11 protein-coding genes and 1 pseudogene are annotated in these 15111 nt (G+C 71.3%); 10 read left to right on the forward strand and 2 right to left on the reverse strand.

The window, feature by feature from the left end:
* Window positions 1–40 precede the first annotated feature (40 nt).
* Together BJ981_RS09195 and BJ981_RS09200 are read left to right on the forward strand one after the other, a co-directional pair.
* Window positions 41–1096, forward strand: coding sequence for a PLP-dependent cysteine synthase family protein (locus BJ981_RS09195; protein ID WP_184609892.1), 1056 nt, complete (start codon window positions 41–43; stop codon window positions 1094–1096).
* On the forward strand, window positions 1096–2316 hold the full coding sequence (locus tag BJ981_RS09200; RefSeq protein WP_239139812.1) for an MFS transporter: 1221 nt from the start codon (window positions 1096–1098) through the stop codon (window positions 2314–2316). The genes BJ981_RS09195 and BJ981_RS09200 overlap by 1 nt, the downstream gene beginning before the upstream one ends.
* A 21-nt stretch (window positions 2317–2337) precedes the next feature.
* Here the strand turns inward: BJ981_RS09200 and BJ981_RS09205 are convergent.
* A pseudogene (locus tag BJ981_RS09205) lies at window positions 2338–3564 on the reverse strand (aminotransferase class V-fold PLP-dependent enzyme); the annotation flags it as partial.
* A gap of 194 nt (window positions 3565–3758) precedes the next feature.
* Between BJ981_RS09205 and BJ981_RS09210 the strand changes: the two are divergent.
* On the forward strand, window positions 3759–4529 hold the full coding sequence (locus BJ981_RS09210) for a TetR/AcrR family transcriptional regulator (protein WP_184609895.1): 771 nt from the start codon (window positions 3759–3761) through the stop codon (window positions 4527–4529).
* A gap of 230 nt (window positions 4530–4759) precedes the next feature.
* On the opposite strand, the gene BJ981_RS09215 is transcribed toward BJ981_RS09210, so the two are convergent.
* Window positions 4760–6907 carry a (Fe-S)-binding protein gene (locus BJ981_RS09215; protein WP_184609897.1) on the reverse strand — a complete coding sequence of 716 codons (2148 nt, stop codon included), beginning with the start codon at window positions 6905–6907 and terminating at the stop codon, window positions 4760–4762.
* A gap of 328 nt (window positions 6908–7235) precedes the next feature.
* On the opposite strand from BJ981_RS09215, the gene BJ981_RS09220 reads away from it, so the two are divergent.
* The 7 genes from BJ981_RS09220 to BJ981_RS09250 all read left to right on the forward strand — a co-directional run bounded on the left by BJ981_RS09220 (window position 7236) and on the right by BJ981_RS09250 (window position 15111).
* Window positions 7236–8255 carry an acyl-CoA dehydrogenase family protein gene (locus BJ981_RS09220; protein ID WP_204070662.1) on the forward strand — a complete coding sequence of 340 codons (1020 nt, stop codon included), beginning with the start codon at window positions 7236–7238 and terminating at the stop codon, window positions 8253–8255.
* Window positions 8256–8257: 2 nt separating this feature from the next.
* Window positions 8258–9385, forward strand: a complete 1128-nt coding sequence (locus tag BJ981_RS09225; RefSeq protein ID WP_184609900.1) for an acyl-CoA dehydrogenase family protein — start codon at window positions 8258–8260, stop codon at window positions 9383–9385.
* A 224-nt stretch (window positions 9386–9609) separates the two neighbouring features.
* Window positions 9610–10851 (forward strand): ABC transporter substrate-binding protein, encoded by a 1242-nt coding sequence (locus BJ981_RS09230; RefSeq protein WP_184609902.1) that lies wholly within the window; start codon window positions 9610–9612, stop codon window positions 10849–10851.
* A gap of 7 nt (window positions 10852–10858) precedes the next feature.
* Window positions 10859–11725: a branched-chain amino acid ABC transporter permease gene (locus tag BJ981_RS09235; RefSeq protein WP_184609904.1), complete on the forward strand. Its 867-nt coding sequence runs from the start codon at window positions 10859–10861 to the stop codon at window positions 11723–11725.
* Window positions 11726–11728: 3 nt separating this feature from the next.
* Window positions 11729–13603 (forward strand): branched-chain amino acid ABC transporter ATP-binding protein/permease, encoded by a 1875-nt coding sequence (locus BJ981_RS09240; protein ID WP_184609906.1) that lies wholly within the window; start codon window positions 11729–11731, stop codon window positions 13601–13603.
* Window positions 13603–14352: an ABC transporter ATP-binding protein gene (locus BJ981_RS09245; RefSeq protein ID WP_184609908.1), complete on the forward strand. Its 750-nt coding sequence runs from the start codon at window positions 13603–13605 to the stop codon at window positions 14350–14352. The genes BJ981_RS09240 and BJ981_RS09245 overlap by 1 nt, the downstream gene beginning before the upstream one ends.
* A 12-nt stretch (window positions 14353–14364) precedes the next feature.
* Window positions 14365–15111 (forward strand): SDR family NAD(P)-dependent oxidoreductase, encoded by a 747-nt coding sequence (locus BJ981_RS09250; protein WP_184609910.1) that lies wholly within the window; start codon window positions 14365–14367, stop codon window positions 15109–15111.

Genomic DNA, 15111 nt, shown 5'->3' on the forward strand with positions numbered 1-15111 from the left:
GACGCCGGCGCCGACCGCGCCGGAGAGAGCGTGCGTCACCATGTCGACCCTTTCACCTGATATCGCCTTCCCCGCCGTCGCCCATCTGGTGGGCAACACCCCCGTCCGCCGTATCTCCGAACCGTTCTCCCCCGCCGGCCGGGGCTTCTGGGCCAAGCTCGAAGGGGCCAACCCCGGCGGCGTCAAGGACCGCGCCGCCCGGCACATCATCGAGCGCGCGCGAGCCCGCGGCGACCTGGCCCCCGGCGCGACGATCGTCGAGTCCACGTCCGGCACGTTCGGGCTGGGCCTCGCGCTGGCCGCGATCACGCACGGCCACCCCCTCACCGTGGTCACCGACCCCGGCATGGAGGCGATCGTGGCACGCCTCCTGTCGGCGTACGGCGCCCGCGTGGACACCGTGACCACCCCGCACCCGGCCGGAGGCTGGCAGCGCGCCCGGCTGGACCGGGTGCGCGAGCTGCTCGCCGCCGACCCCGCCGCCTACTGCCCCAGCCAGTACGACAACCCCGACAACGTCGACGCCTACGCCGGCCTGGCGGGCGAGCTGATCGACCAGATCGGCCGCGTCGACGTCCTGGTGTGCAGCGTGGGCACCGGCGGTCACTCGGCCGGCATCGCCAAGGTGCTCCGCGGCCGGTACCCGGACATGAGGCTGATCGGCGTCGACTCGATCGGCTCGGCCATCTTCGGGCAGCCCGCCCGGCCACGGCTCATGCGCGGCCTGGGCAACAGCATCCACCCGCGCAACGTCGCCCACCGCTGGTTCGACGAGGTCCACTGGGTCGCCCCGCACGAGGCGGTGTGGGCCTGCCGCACGCTGGCCGCCACGCACTACACCACCGGAGGCTGGAGCGTCGGCGCCGTCACCGTCGTCGCCGCCTGGTGCGCCCGCACCCTGCCCGCCGGCGCCCGGATCGTCACGGTCTTCCCCGACGGGCCCGCCCGCTACTACACCACCGTCTTCGACGACGCCTACTGCGCGGCCCATGACCTGCTCGGCCGGCCTCCCGCCGAGGAGCCCGACGAGATCCGGCATCCCGGGCAGGCCGAGGTGACGCGCTGGACCCGCTGCTCCACGGTGGTGAGCCGCTGATGTGGCGGCGCCTGGCCGCGTTCGACCGCGGCGTGCGGCTGCTCATGCTCAACCAGCTCACGATCAACATCGGCTTCTACATGCTCATGCCCTACCTCGCCGGTCACCTGTCGGCGGGGCTCGGCATGGCGGCCTGGGCGGTCGCGCTGGTGCTCGGGGTGCGCAACCTGTCCCAGCAGGGCCTGTTCCTGCTGGGCGGCACGCTGGCCGACCGGCTCGGGTACAAGCCCGTGATCGTCGGCGGCTGCCTGCTGCGCACCGCCGGGTTCGCGCTGCTCGGGCTGTCCGACTCGCTGCCGGCGCTGCTGGTGGCCTCGGTCGCCACCGGGTTCGCCGGCGCGCTGTTCAACCCCGCGGTGCGCGCCTACCTGGCGCACGACGCCGGGCCGCGCCGCGTGGAGGCGTTCGCGCTGTTCAACGTGTTCTACCAGGCGGGCATCCTGGCGGGGCCGCTGATCGGGCTGGCGCTGGTGGCGCTGGACTTCCGCCTGGTCTGCCTCGTGGCGGCCGCGCTGTTCGCCGTGCTCACCGTCGTGCAGATCCGCGCGCTGCCCCGCTGCGCCGTCCCGCCCGCCTCGACCGGCGCCGCCACCGGCGTGCTGGCCGCGTGGCGGGGGATGCTGGGCGACCGGCCGTTCGTGCTGTTCTGCGCGGCGATGGCGGGCGCGTACGTGCTGTCCTTCCAGATCTACCTGCTGCTGCCGCTGGCGGCGGGCGGCAGCGGGGCCGTGAGCCTGTTGTTCGTGCTGTCGGCGGCGGTCGCCATCGCGGGCCAGACGCGGATCACCGACTGGGCGCGCCGCCGCTGGAGCAACTCCGCGGCGATCACCCGCGGGCTGCTGCTCATGGGGGCGGCGTTCCTGCCGCCCGCGCTGTGCGTCACGCTCTGGCCCCGCTCCACGGCGGCGCAGGTGGCCGCGGTCGTCGTCTGCACGGCCGTGCTGGCGCTCGGGACGACGCTGAGCTACCCGTTCGAGATGGACACCATCCTGACCCTGTCACGGGGCCGGATGGTGGCCACGCACTACGGCCTCTACAACACGGTCGCGGGCGTCGGCATCGCGGCGGGGAACCTGCTGGTCGGCCTGCTGATCGACCTCCGGTCCCCGGCGCTTCCCTGGCTGGCCCTCGCGGCGCTCGGCGGGGCGTGCGCGCTGGCCGTTCATGTGCTGCGCGAGGACCCGCAGGGCGCGCGCGAACCGGTCCACCTCGTCCCGTGAGGTGAACAGGGCGGGCGTGACGCGGACGCAGGCGCCCCCGGCGGTCCCGCCGCGCTGGACGGTGAAGATCCGGTGCCGGTCGTACAGGTGCGCGACGATGGCCTGGTTGGCGGCGTCGGAGGTGTGCCCGGTGAGCCGGAACGCGGTGATCGCGCCGTACATGGCCGGGTCCTCGGGGGTGAGGATCTCCACGTTCGGCAGGTCCCGCACCTGGTGGACCCAGCGGTCCCGCAGGAACCGCAGCCGCGCCTGCTTGGCCGCCGCGCCGAGGGCGTCGTGGAAGTCCAGCGCGGCGGGCACGCCGAGCACGGCGGCCACGTCCAGGGTGCCGCTGTGCACGCGCGAGCGGATGTCGCCGGCGGGATACGTCTCGTCGGCGAAGGCGCGGTCGATGTCGGCCAGGCGATGGCCACGGATGTGGACGAACCCGGTGCCGAGCGGCGCGCCCATCCACTTGTGCAGCGAGAACCCGGCGAAGTCCGCCCCGAGGTCGGGGACGGCGAAGTCGAGCTGCCCCCAGGAGTGGGCGGCGTCCACGATCACGTCCACGCCCGACGCCCGCGCCGTCGCCGCCAGCTCGGCCACCGGCAGCACCAGGCCGGTGCGGTTGTTCATGTGGCTGAGCAGCAGGAGCCGCACGCGGGGGTTGTCGCGCAGCGCCCGGGCGTAGGCGTCCACGGCCCGGGTGCGGCTCACCGGCTCGGGGATCACGACGCGCACCACGTCGACGCCCCGGCGCTCGCGCAGCCAGTTCATCGCGAACTGCATGCCGGGGTAGTCGAGGTCGGCGTACATGACCGCGTCGCCGGGGCGCAGCCGCCGGTACCCGGCGATGAGCAGTTGCAGCGCCTCGGTGCCGCCCCGGGTCAGCGCGATCTCCTCCGGCGGGACCCCGGCCGCGGCGGCGACGCGCCGCCGCACCTGCTCGGCCCGGTCCTTGTAGGCGGTGCGCAGCAGGTGGCTGTTGCGCTCGTTCACCAGGTCGACGGCGCGGTGGTAGGCGTGCCGCACCGGCTCGGGCATGATCCCGTAGTAGCCGTTCTCCAGGTTCACGAAGTCCCGGGCCACCCGGTACCGGCGCGCCACGCCACGCCAGAAGCGCTCGTCTCCGGCCAGTCGCTCGGCGCTCACTCCCGGCGGAGCCTCCGGCGGCCCGGCCACGGCCCCCGCCCACGCCGGGGTCCTCCCCTGCGAGGCGAGCCCCAGCGAGAGGCCCAGCGTCCCCATGTGCCGCCTGGAGAGGCTCATCGGTCGCCGCCGCGGGTGTCCGGAACGGTGAGCTGCGTGTTCGTCACATGATCACCATTACCTGCCGACGCGGCCGCTCAATCTTTTCCTGGCACGCGAGCCGGTTTCCTGGGGCGGTGGCAGTGAGGGCGGCCGCCTCTTGTCATAGACTGAATGGGATTCAGACATGTGGGGTGTCAGTGGACGTGTTAGACGTGGTGGGGGATCGAATGGCCAAGCCGGGCACGGCGCCGAGAAAGCAGGGGAGATCGTCCCGAGAGGGCGACGACACCGAGGCGGTCATCGATCTCGACGATCCGCGGTTGCAGACCGAGGCCGCGCGCGGCCTGGTCAAGGCGGCGCGCGAGTTGTTCGTCAAAAAGGGCTTCTCCGCGACGAGCGTGAGCGACATCACCGAGCGCGCGGGCATGAGCGTGGGTTCGCTGTATTACCACTACGGCAGCAAGACCAACATTTACGTGGCGATCTGGCTGCAGTACCAGCGCAGCCAGGAGGCCCGCGCCCGCGAGACCGTCATCGCGGTGCGCGCCGCGGGGGTCACCAACGGGCTGCGGCTGTTCCTGGCCGGGACCCGCGCCTACCTGCTGGGAGCCTGGGAGCACCGCGACGTGGTGCGGCTGGCCGCCGACGGCGACACCCCGCCCGGGTTCGGGCTGCGCACCCGGCGGATCAACCAGGAGTGGTTCCGGCAGAACTCCGCGCTGCTGCGCGACAGCGCCAACACCGCCGGGCAGGACGATCCGCTGGCCATCCGGGCGATCGTCGCGATCGTCACCGACGCCATGGGCGGGATCTGCCGGGAAGTGGCCGCCTGCGCCACGCGTGAGGAGGCCGAGGAACTGGTCGCCCGCGCCATCGACGTCTTCGCCCGGCTGGCGAATTCCCCCATGGACCAGCAATTCCGGCCCGACGCCCGGCCGGCCACGGCGTTCGGCGTCACCGTCCGCGACGACGGCGGCTGGTGACGGCGAATCGGCCGCGCCGGAGCCGGCGCGGCCGATTCATCGGGAAATCTTTGATCGCCGAGTAAATGCCCCGAGTCAGGCGGCGGGCGGATCCTCGGATGAGGAAAGCCATCGGAAACCCGCCCGGACCCGGCCGGCGGCCGGAACGCCGTCCGGCCCCGGTGCGGTGATCCGAGGGCGGACGGCGCCCGGAACGCCGTCCGGACCCGGGCCGGTGATCCGGGGGCGGCTCACCGTCCCGCGGGGCCGCTCGCCACGGGTTCGCCCTTGACGGACTTGATGAGCAGCTGGGCGACGTCGACGACTTCCAGGGTTTCCTTGGCCTGGCCGGTGTTCTTCTTCTCGTTGATCGCGTCCCCCAGCATCACCAGGCAGAACGGGCACGCGGTGGACACGGTGTCGGGATCGGTGGTCAGCGCCTCATCCACCCGCTCGGTGTTGATCCGCTTACCGATCCGCTCCTCCATCCACATCCGCGCCCCACCCGCGCCACAACAGAACCCCCGCTCCTTACAGCGGTGCATCTCCTGGGTCCGCACCCCCGGCACCGTCGCCATGATGTCGCGCGGCTGGGCGTACACCTTGTTGTGCCGCCCCAGGAAACACGGATCGTGATAAGTGATCTTCTCCTCGATCGGCGTCACCGGCGTCAGCTTGCCCGCCTCCACCAGGTGCGCCAGCAACTGCGTGTGGTGTACCACCTCGAAGTGACCGCCGAGCTGCGGGTACTCATTGGCCAGGGTGTTGAAGCAGTGCGGGCAGGTCGCCACGATCTTCCTCACCCCCGCCTCGTTCAACGTCTCGATGTTCTGCCGGGCCAGCATGTCGAACACGAACTCCATCCCAAGCCGGCGAGCCGGATCCCCGGTACACGCCTCCATCGGCCCCAGCACCGCGAACCTCACCCCCGCGATGTGCAGCAGCTCGGCCACGGCCTTGGTGGTCTTCCTGGCCCGGTCCTCCAGCGCCCCGGCGCAGCCCACCCAGAACAGGTACTCCACGTCCTCGGGCATCTTGTCGTCGACCATCGTGACCTCGATGGGGTCGACCTCGCGGGAGGCCAGCTCCTCGATCCACTCGGCGCGCTTGCCCTCCGGCAGGCCCCACGGATTGCCCTTGTTCTCCAGGTTCTTCAGCATCACCCCCGCCTCGGAGGGGAAGCTCGACTCGATCATGACCTGGTAGCGGCGCATGTCGATGATGTGATCGATGTGCTCGATGTCCACCGGGCACTGCTCCACACACGCCCCGCAGTTGGTACACGACCACAACACATCCGGATGGATCACACCCTCCTCGCCGACCAGCGGCTTCTCCAGCAGGGCGAGCACGTCCTGCGGATAGGAGTCCTTCTGCGCGTCGCCCGCCAGCAGGTACGGGGCCACCTGGAACGCGTGGTCGCGCTGGTCCAGGATCAGCATCTTCGGCGACAGCGGCTTGCCGGTGTTCCACGCCGGGCACTGCGACTGGCACCGGCCGCACTCCGTGCAGGTGTAGAAGTCGAGGAACCCCTTCCACGTGGTGTCCTCGATCTTGCCGCGCCCGAACACGTCCACCTCGGGGTCGGCTTCCTCGAAGTCGAGCACCTTGCCGTTGCTGCGCATCTCCGGCACCGCCCCCAGGCCGTCCGGACGGCGGGAGAACAGCACGTTCAGCGGCGCGGTGAAGATGTGCAGGTGCTTGGAGTTCACCACGATCACCAGGAACACCAGCATCACGCCGATGTGCAGGAGGAGGCCGATCTCCTCCAGGAGCGTGCTCGTGGGCAGGATCCTCGCGGTGAGCTCGGAGGCGAACGCGCCCGACCTGTAGGGGAAGTTCCCGGTGTTGATCGACGCGCCGCGGAACAGGAACAGCGTCCAGATCACGTTGAAGATCATGAAGAGCACGAGCCAGGCGCCGCCGAGATGTGAGCCGGAGAACCGGGAGCCACGGCCGAGTCTCTTGGGCGAGTTCTTGACGCGGATCGCGGCGAAGGCGACCAGTCCGGCGAGCGCGGCGACGGCGATGAAGTCCTGGAGGAACCCGAGCACCGGCCAGGTCCCGATGAGCGGGATGTGGAAGTCGGGCTCGCCGGTGATCGCCCCCTGGACGAGCGCGCCGTACGCCTCCAGGTAGACGGTGGCGAGGATGAAGAACGCCCACATCACGAAGAAGTGCGCGGTGCCGGACGGCGTCCACTTCAGCAGCTTCTTCTGGCCGAAGACCTCCACCACCTGGGCTTTGATCTCCGCCCCGACGTTCTCCCTGGCGTAGCGCAGGCGTTCGGGGGCGGGCTGGCCGCTGGTGGCGAGCCTGGAGAGGAACGCCACGCGGCGGCCCGCCAGGGCGAGCGCGACGCCGGTCGCGACGAGCCCGATGATCGCAACCCAGAGCACGGGTCCTCCTCAGCGAGGCGACATGGCTGGTGAAACCGCCATCTGAATGTCATTCATCGCCGCATGGAATCCGCGCGGAGCGGGTACCGCGTCACGCTCGGGGCTTCCGATCGGCATTGAAGAAGCTAAACACGCTGCTGAAGGGGTGGTCAACAGTCCCACCGAACGGGATTCAAGTTGCGGGAATGTAACGCACATGTGTCCGTTGACGCCCTTCTCGGCACCGTGCTAGACATTGCCCTGAATGACATTCAGTCATGTTCCGCCCCTGGTCGCAGGGGGCATGGGAGGTGCTGTAGTGCTCGCTCTACTCAGTGACGAGCAGCAAATGCTCAAAGACGTGGCCGCCCAGATCGCCGGCTCCGCCGGCCCGTCGAACCCCAGTGACCTGAACACCCTGGACCGCGCCGCGGCCTGGCGGTCGCTCGCGCAGGCCGGCCTGCTGGCGCTGCGGACCCGGGACGACGACGGGCGCCCGGTCGGTTCGGGCGTGGAGGTCGCCGTGGTGGCCGAGGGGCTGGGCGCGGGCCTGGTACCGGTGCCCTACCTCGGGTCGGCCGTGCTCGCCACGGAGCTGCTCGCCCTGGCCGGCGCGCACGACGAGGCCGAGGCCCTGTCCGAAGGGGACACGAGGACCACGGTGCTGCTCGACCGCGACCTGTCCGCCCTGGCCGTGCTGCCGGGCGACCAGACGGTGTACGCCTGGGACGCCGACGGCGCCGCGGACGCGCTGGCGCTGACCGCCGGACCCGACGGGCACCAGGTGGTGCGGGTATCGCTGGACACCGGGTTCGCCCCCGCGGCCGGCTCCGACCTCACCCGCACGCTGCTGCGCTCCGACGGCCCGATCGACGGGGCCCGGCTCACCCCGGTGGGCAGCCCCCTCTCCGCCGAGGCGCTGCTGCGCTGGGAGGCGCTCGCGCTGACGGTGATCAGCGCGGACATCGTCGGCGTCATGCGCGCCGCCGTGGCCAGGGCCGTCGCCTACACCAAGGAGCGCGTCCAGTACGGCGTGCTGATCGGCTCCTTCCAGGCGGTGCAGCACCTGTGCGCCGAGGCGTACGTGCAGGCGGAGGCGTCGGCGAGCGCGACCAACTACGCGGCCTGGGCCGTGGACGAGCTGGACGTGGCGGAGGCGCTGCTGGCGGCACGCACCGCGAAGACGCAGGCCGCCCTCGTGGCGCGCGAGGTGACCGAGACCGTCATGCAGGTGTTCGGCGGCATCGGCCAGACCTACGAGCACATCGCGCACGTCCACACGCGGCGTGCCCTGACCGACCGCCAGGTCCTCGGAGACGAGGGCGTCCAACTGGTGCGCATCGCCGACGTCCGGCTGACGGGAGAGTGACCATGGACTACCGCGACACCCCCGAGGAGGCGGAGTTCCGCGCGACCCTGCGCGAGTGGCTGACCGCCACCATCCCCGCGGGCTGGGACAAGATCGAGGACGAGGAGGAGTCGGTCAGGCTCCGCAAGGACTGGCACCGCACCCTCTACCGCGCCGGGTACGTCGGGATGAGCTGGCCGGTGGAGTACGGCGGGCGCGGCCTGAGCCCGGTGTACGACGCGATACTCAACGAGGAGTCGGGCAACCTGGGCGCCCCTCCGCTGCCGTCCGTCGGCTACATCGGCCGTGCCATCTTCATGTACGCCTCCGAGGAGCAGAAGAGGCGGTTCCTGCCGCCGCTGCTGTCCGGCGAGGCGAGCTGGTGCCAGGGCTTCAGCGAGCCGGAGGCCGGGTCCGACCTCGCCTCGCTGCGCACGGCGGCGCGGCTCGACGGGGACCACTACGTGGTCAACGGGCAGAAGATGTGGACGAGCGGCGGCCAGTACGCCGACTGGTGCCTGCTGCTGGCCAGGACCGACCCCGACGTCCCCAAGCACAAGGGCATCTCGGCCTTCCTGGTCTCGATGACCGAGCCGGGGGTCACGGTACGGCCCATCGTGATCGCCAGCGGCGAGGCCGAGACCGCCGAGGTGTTCTGGGACGACGTGCGGATCCCGGTGGAGCAGCGGCTCGGCGCCCCCGGCGAGGGCTGGCGGATCGCGATGACCACGGTCGCCTACGAGCGGGGCCCGGCCGACATCGGGTTCATCGCCAACTACCGGCGCACGCTGCGCAAGGTCGAGGGTCTCGCGGCCGAGCGCGGCCTGCTGGAGAAGGAGGAGGTCCGCAAGGCCCTGGCCCGCGCGTACGTGCGGGGCGAGGTGCTGCGTCTCAACTGCATGGAACAGCTCTCGATGCGGGTCTCCGGGCGCGCCCCGGGGCCTGAGGGCTCGGTCGCGAAGCTGCTGTGGGCCGACGCCGAGCAGTCCCTGCAGCACCTGGCGATGGACATCCTCGGCGCCGACGAGATGACCGGCGTCGCCGCCGGCTGGCTCAGCTCCTACTTCACCTCCCGCCCCGTCAGCGTCTACGGCGGGTCGGCGCAGATCCAGAAGAACATCATCGCGCGCATGCTCGACATGCCGCGCTGATCCGCGGGACCCCGGCCGCGCCCGGCCCCTTCCCCCGGTCCGGGTGACGGCGCCCCGGCCCAGGGTGCCGGGCCCACTCCGTGATCTTCATGTGGTCGGCGGCGCGCACGCCGCGCCGTACGCGATCACCTTTCCCGACCATCCCCCAGGGCTCGCGCGGCCCGTCGCGCGCGCCCCTCCTCCTGAACACCATTCAGTCGCATCGCCCGGCCGAGGAGGCCGTCATGAGATCACGCCACATCCGTCTTTCCGCGATATCGCTCAGCGCACTGCTCGCGTTCTCCGTGGCCGCGTGCGGCGGCGAGGGGAGCGACGGCGCGTCCGGTGACAGCGCCGACAAGCCCTTCGTCGTCTACTTCACCGGGGACTACTCCGGTGCGATCTCCACGAACAACGCGAGCCTGGACGCGGGCATCAAGATCGCGGCGGAGGAGCTGAACGCCGCCGGCGGCATCAACGGCCGCAAGGTCGTGGTCGAGACGGCCAACGACCAGAACGACCCGACCAAGGCGGTCAGCCTCCTCCAGCAGCGGCTCTCCTCGGGATCCAAGCCCGACCTGGTCTACCCGGGCGGCTCCAGCGCCGTCTCCCTCTCGCTGCTGCCGATCCTGAGCAGGCAGAAGATCCTCTCGATCGGCGGCACGGTCAGCACGCTGCTGAACGACCCGAAGAAGTTCCCCTACCACTTCGGGGTCTCCTCGCCCGGCAAGGACTACGCGCCCGCGCTGATCCGGACGGCGAAGGAGAAGGGCTACAAGAAGATCGGCATGCTCTACTCCAACGACGCCACCGGCCAGAGCTCGGCCGAGATCTACAAGGCGGCCGTCCAGGGCGCGGGCATGGAGTTCGTCGAGGCCCGCTACGAGGCCACGGCGCTGGACATGACCTCGCAGCTCAACCAGCTCCGCGCGCAGAACCCCGACGCGCTGGTGCTCAACGGGTACGGCACCGCGGCGCTGTACGTGATGCGCAGCCGGGCGCAGATCGGCTGGGACATCCCGTCCTTCTGCGACCAGCTCGCCTCGGGCTTCCCGTACATGAAGAACCTGAAGGCCGACCAGCTCAAGAACGTGTTCGTGGTCGTCTCCAGCGCGACGCTGGAGGACAGCGAGCGTCACCCGAACCTGGGCGCCTTCGTCGAGCAGATCAAGAAGAGCCCGGCGGCCGGCGGCATCGGCAACACCGGCTGGGGGCTCTACGCCACCGGGCACGACGCCCTCGCCGTCGTCGCCTACGCCGCGCAGCAGGCCAAGACCACCGAGTCCGACAAGGTCAAGGCCACCCTGGAGAACCTGCCGCAGCCCTCGGGCGCGCCGCTCTGGTACGCCGCGGGACCCGCCGGGCAGTACGTGCAGTTCAAGTACTCGCCGGCGAACCACTTCCCGACCACGAGCGAGGAGACCTTCCAGTACGTCCCGCCGGGCGTCTACAACGGCGAGGGCTTCTACGCGCCCGAGAAGGCGTGAGGTCGCGATGACGACCGTATGGGCCGGACTGGCGACGGGCGCCATCTACTCGCTGATCGCGATCGGGTACAACATCGTGCTCCTCGCCTCGGGGACGTTCAACTTCGCGCACGCCCAGCTGCTGATGGTCGGCACGTTCCTGGCCTACACCGGGGCGGTCACGCTGGGGCTCCCCGTGCTGCCGACCGTGCTGCTCGCCATGATCGGCGTGGCGGCCATCGCGCTCATCGAGGAGCGGATCGCCATCCGTCCGCTCCTCGGCCGCAGCGACAGCCACGGCACGCTGATCACCACGGTCGGCGCCGCCACCATCCTGGACGGGCTGGCCGCGGTCATCTGGGGCAGGGAGCCGCTGACCGTGCCGTCGGTCCTGCCCGACCGGCCGCTCGACCTGCTCGGCGGGACCGTCCGGCCGGTGGACCTGGCGCTGATCGGCTTCACGCTCGTCGTCGGCGTGGGACTGCACCTGTGGTCCCGGCACACGCTCACCGGCCTCGCCTCCCTGGCCTCCGCGGAGGACAGGGACGCGGCCTCGGCGCGCGGCATCAACGTGCGGCTCCTCGGCGTGGGCGCCTTCGCCCTGGCCGGGGCGGTCGCCGGAGTGTTCGGCCTGCTGGTCGGGGCGCGCACGTACGCCGTCTTCGACCTCGGGCACGACCTGGCGCTGTTCGGGTTCGTGGCCATCGCGATCGGAGGGTCGGGCAGCCAGCTCGGCGGCCTGATCGGCGGTTTCGCCACCGGGCTCGTGTACGCGTTCGCCGCCAGGTACATCGGCGCGGCCTACCCGCAGATCGTGGTGTTCGCGGCGTTCCTGCTGATCCTGTTCCTGCGACCGCGCGGCCTGTTCGGCGCCGCGCTCGAACGGCGGGTGTAGCCCATGAACGCCCTCCTCCACCGGTACCGGCCGCTGGGCGTCGTGCTCCTGCTGGCCCTGCTGCTCATCGCCCCCACCGCGGGCCTGCTCAACGGCTACTGGTCGCGCACGGTGATGCTGATCGCGATCCTGAGCCTGCTGGTCAGCGGCCTGAACGTCGTCCTCGGCTACGCCGGCGAGCTGGCCATGGGACAGGTCGCGCTCTACGCCGTGGGCGCCTACGTCGCCGGCTACCTCGGCGTCGAGCTCGGCATGACGAACGTGCTGTTCTCGCTGCTGGGGGCCACCCTCGCCGCGGTCGTGGTCGGTCTCATCACCGGCATACCCGGGCTGCGCCTCGGCGGCTGGTCGCTGGCGATGGTGACGTTCTTCCTGGTCACGCTGGTGCCGAACCTGGTCGACGTCTTCTCCGGGTTCACCGGCGGCACGCTCGGCATGGCCACCGCCGTCCCCACCCTGTTCGGCATGGAGATCGTCGGCGACCGGCTCTACTGGCTGATCATCCTGGTCGTGGCCGCCTGGTTCACGGTCGCCCGCAACCTGCTGCTCTCGCGGCACGGCAACATGTTCCTGGTCCTGCGGCAGAGCCCGATCCTGGCCTCGGTGCTCGGCGTCTCGGTGTACCGGCTGAAGCTGCTGGTGTACGTCGTCGGCGCGATCCCCGCGGCGCTGGCCGGCGCGCTGTTCTCGATGCTGGACGGGTTCATCGCCCCCGACACCTTCACCTTCGCGCTCGCGCTCAGCGTGCTCGCCGCGTCCGTCGTCGGCGGCGCGACCTCGGTGTACGGCGCGATCGCCGGCGCGGCGGTGATGCAGCTCGGGCAGCAGACCTTCACCCAGTTCCAGACCTGGCAGCTCGTCATCTACGGCGCGTTCCTGCTGATCGCGGGCATCGCGTTCAACCGCGGGCTCGCCGGCCTCGCCCAGGACGGCCTGGCCGCCGTCCGCCGCAGGGGCTGGCTGCCGACCCCCGCCCCGGCCACCGTCGCCGCCGAACCGGCCGGCGAGGTCGAGACACGGCTCGAACCGCTGCACGGCGTGACGCTGCGCAGCGAGGGGCTCGGCAAGTCCTTCGGCGGCAACCGGGCGCTCGACGACGTCACCATCGAGGCCAGGCCCGGCGAGGTCACCGCGCTCATCGGCCCGAACGGCTCGGGCAAGACCACCATGCTCAACCTCATCTGCGGCCTCTACAAGCCGTCCGCCGGGCGGCTGCTGCTGGGCGAGGAGGAGATCGGCGGCCACCCGACGTACCGCATCGCGCGGCACGGCGTGGCCCGCACCTTCCAGACCCCGCTGATCCCGGCGCACATGACGACGCTCGCGTTCGTCGCGACCGGCAGGTACGTGAGCCACCGCGTCGGCATCCTGCCCGCGATCCTGCGGCTCCCGGGCTTCCGCAAGGGGTACGCGACCGACGACGCGCGGGCCATGGCGCTGCTGCGGCTGGTCGGCATCGCCGACGTCGCCCACCAGCAGGTCGACTCGCTGGCCCTCGGCACCCGGCGGCTGGTCGAGGTGGCCCGCTGCCTCGCCTCCGGCGCCCGCGTGTTCCTGTTCGACGAGGTCGGCTCCGGCCTCGACGAGAGCGACCTCGAAGTGCTCGAACGGGCCATCGGGATGATCCGCGAGGCCGGCGGGACGGTGATCCTCGTCGAGCACAACTTCCCGCTCGTGCTCAAGCTGTCCGACCGGATCCACGTGCTCAGCCAGGGGCGGCTGCTCGCCTCCGGCACCCCGGCGCAGATCCAGAACGACCGCAGGGTGCTCGCCGAGTACACCGGCGCGACCGACGGCGGGGACGCCCCCGACGCCTTCGACTCGGTGGCGGACCTCCAGGCCGCCGACGGGCCCGCCACGCCGAAGGGAGCCAAGTGATGTTGTCCGTCGCCGGCGTCACCGGTGGATACGGTGACCTGCGGGTCCTGTGGGACGTGGACGTGGCCGTGCGGCCCGGCCGGATCACCGTCGTGCTCGGGCGCAACGGAGCGGGGAAGACCTCGCTGCTGTCCGCCATCGCCGGGCTGCTGCCCACCGTGAGCCAGGGCCGCGTCGAGCTCGACGGGCGGGACCTCAGCGGCGCCCCCGCCCACCGGCGGGTGCGGGCCGGTCTCGCCCTCGTGCAGGAGAACAAGCGGGTCTTCCGCGCCCGCAGCGTCGAGGAGAACCTGCTCCTCGGCGGATACAGCCTCGGCGGCCTCGGGCTGCGCGGAGGGGCGCGCGGGACGGCGCTGGAGAAGGCCTACGAACGTTTTCCCGTCCTGCGTCAGCGGCGGCGCGAACCGGCGGGCAGCCTGTCCGGCGGCCAGCAGCAGATGCTGGCCATCGGCCAGGCCCTGATGCCGGGACCGAAGCTGCTGATGCTCGACGAACCCTCCGCGGGCCTCGCGCCCGCCATCGTCAACGAGGTCCTGGAGATGGTCGCGGCGCTGCGCGACGAGGGCCTGTCCATCCTGCTGGTCGAGCAGCGGATCGAGCACGCGCTGGCGATCGCCGACGACGTCGCGGTCATGGAGAACGGGCGCATCATCACCACCGGCCCGAAGTCCGCCTTCGACGACGGCGCGGTGATCCGCGAGGTCTACCTCGGCCGGTCGGGCGAACGCCTGACCACCGGCAACAATTGAGAGGAACGCACCATGTTGCTGAAGGACAAGGTCGCCGTGGTCACCGGCGCCGCGCAGGGCATCGGCCGGTCGGTCGCCGAGCTGTACGCCCGCGAGGGCGCCCGGGTGGCGGTGGTCGACGTCAAGACGGACGACGCGGAGAAGGTGGCCGCGGGCATCCGCGAGGCGGGCGGCCAGGCGATGGCCGTGACCTGCGACGTGTCGGACCGGGCCGCGGTGGACGAGGCGGCCGCGGCCGTGAAGGCGGCCTACGGGCCGATCGACGTCCTGGTGAACAACGCGGGCGTCACGCGCCCGGCGATGCTGCACAAGATGACCCAGGAGGAGTGGGACGTCGTCATGGGCGTCCACCTGCACGGCTCCTTCTACTGGCTGCAGGCCGTGGTACACGACATGATCGAGCGGCAGCGCGGGTGGATCATCTTCAGCTCCTCCTCGACCGCGCAGAACGGCTCGATCGGCCAGATCAACTACGCGGCCGCCAAGTCGGGGATGCTCGGCATGGTCCGCACGGCCGCCCGCGAGCTCGGCCGGTACAACATCCTGGTCAACGCGGTCGCGCCCGCGGCGGCCACCGAGATGACGCTCAAGATCCGCACGGACCCGCGCTTCGCCGACGGCGTCAAGCGGCTGCCGCTGCGCCGCCACGCCGAGCCCGAGGAGATCGCGCCGACCTTCCTGTACCTGGCCTCCGACGCGGCCAGCTACGTCACCGGCCAGGTCATCTCGGTGGACGGCGGCGGAATGATGGTGCGTTGA

Origin of the sequence: Sphaerisporangium krabiense (genome assembly GCF_014200435.1) — a bacterium.
Classification (GTDB): domain Bacteria; phylum Actinomycetota; class Actinomycetes; order Streptosporangiales; family Streptosporangiaceae; genus Sphaerisporangium; species Sphaerisporangium krabiense.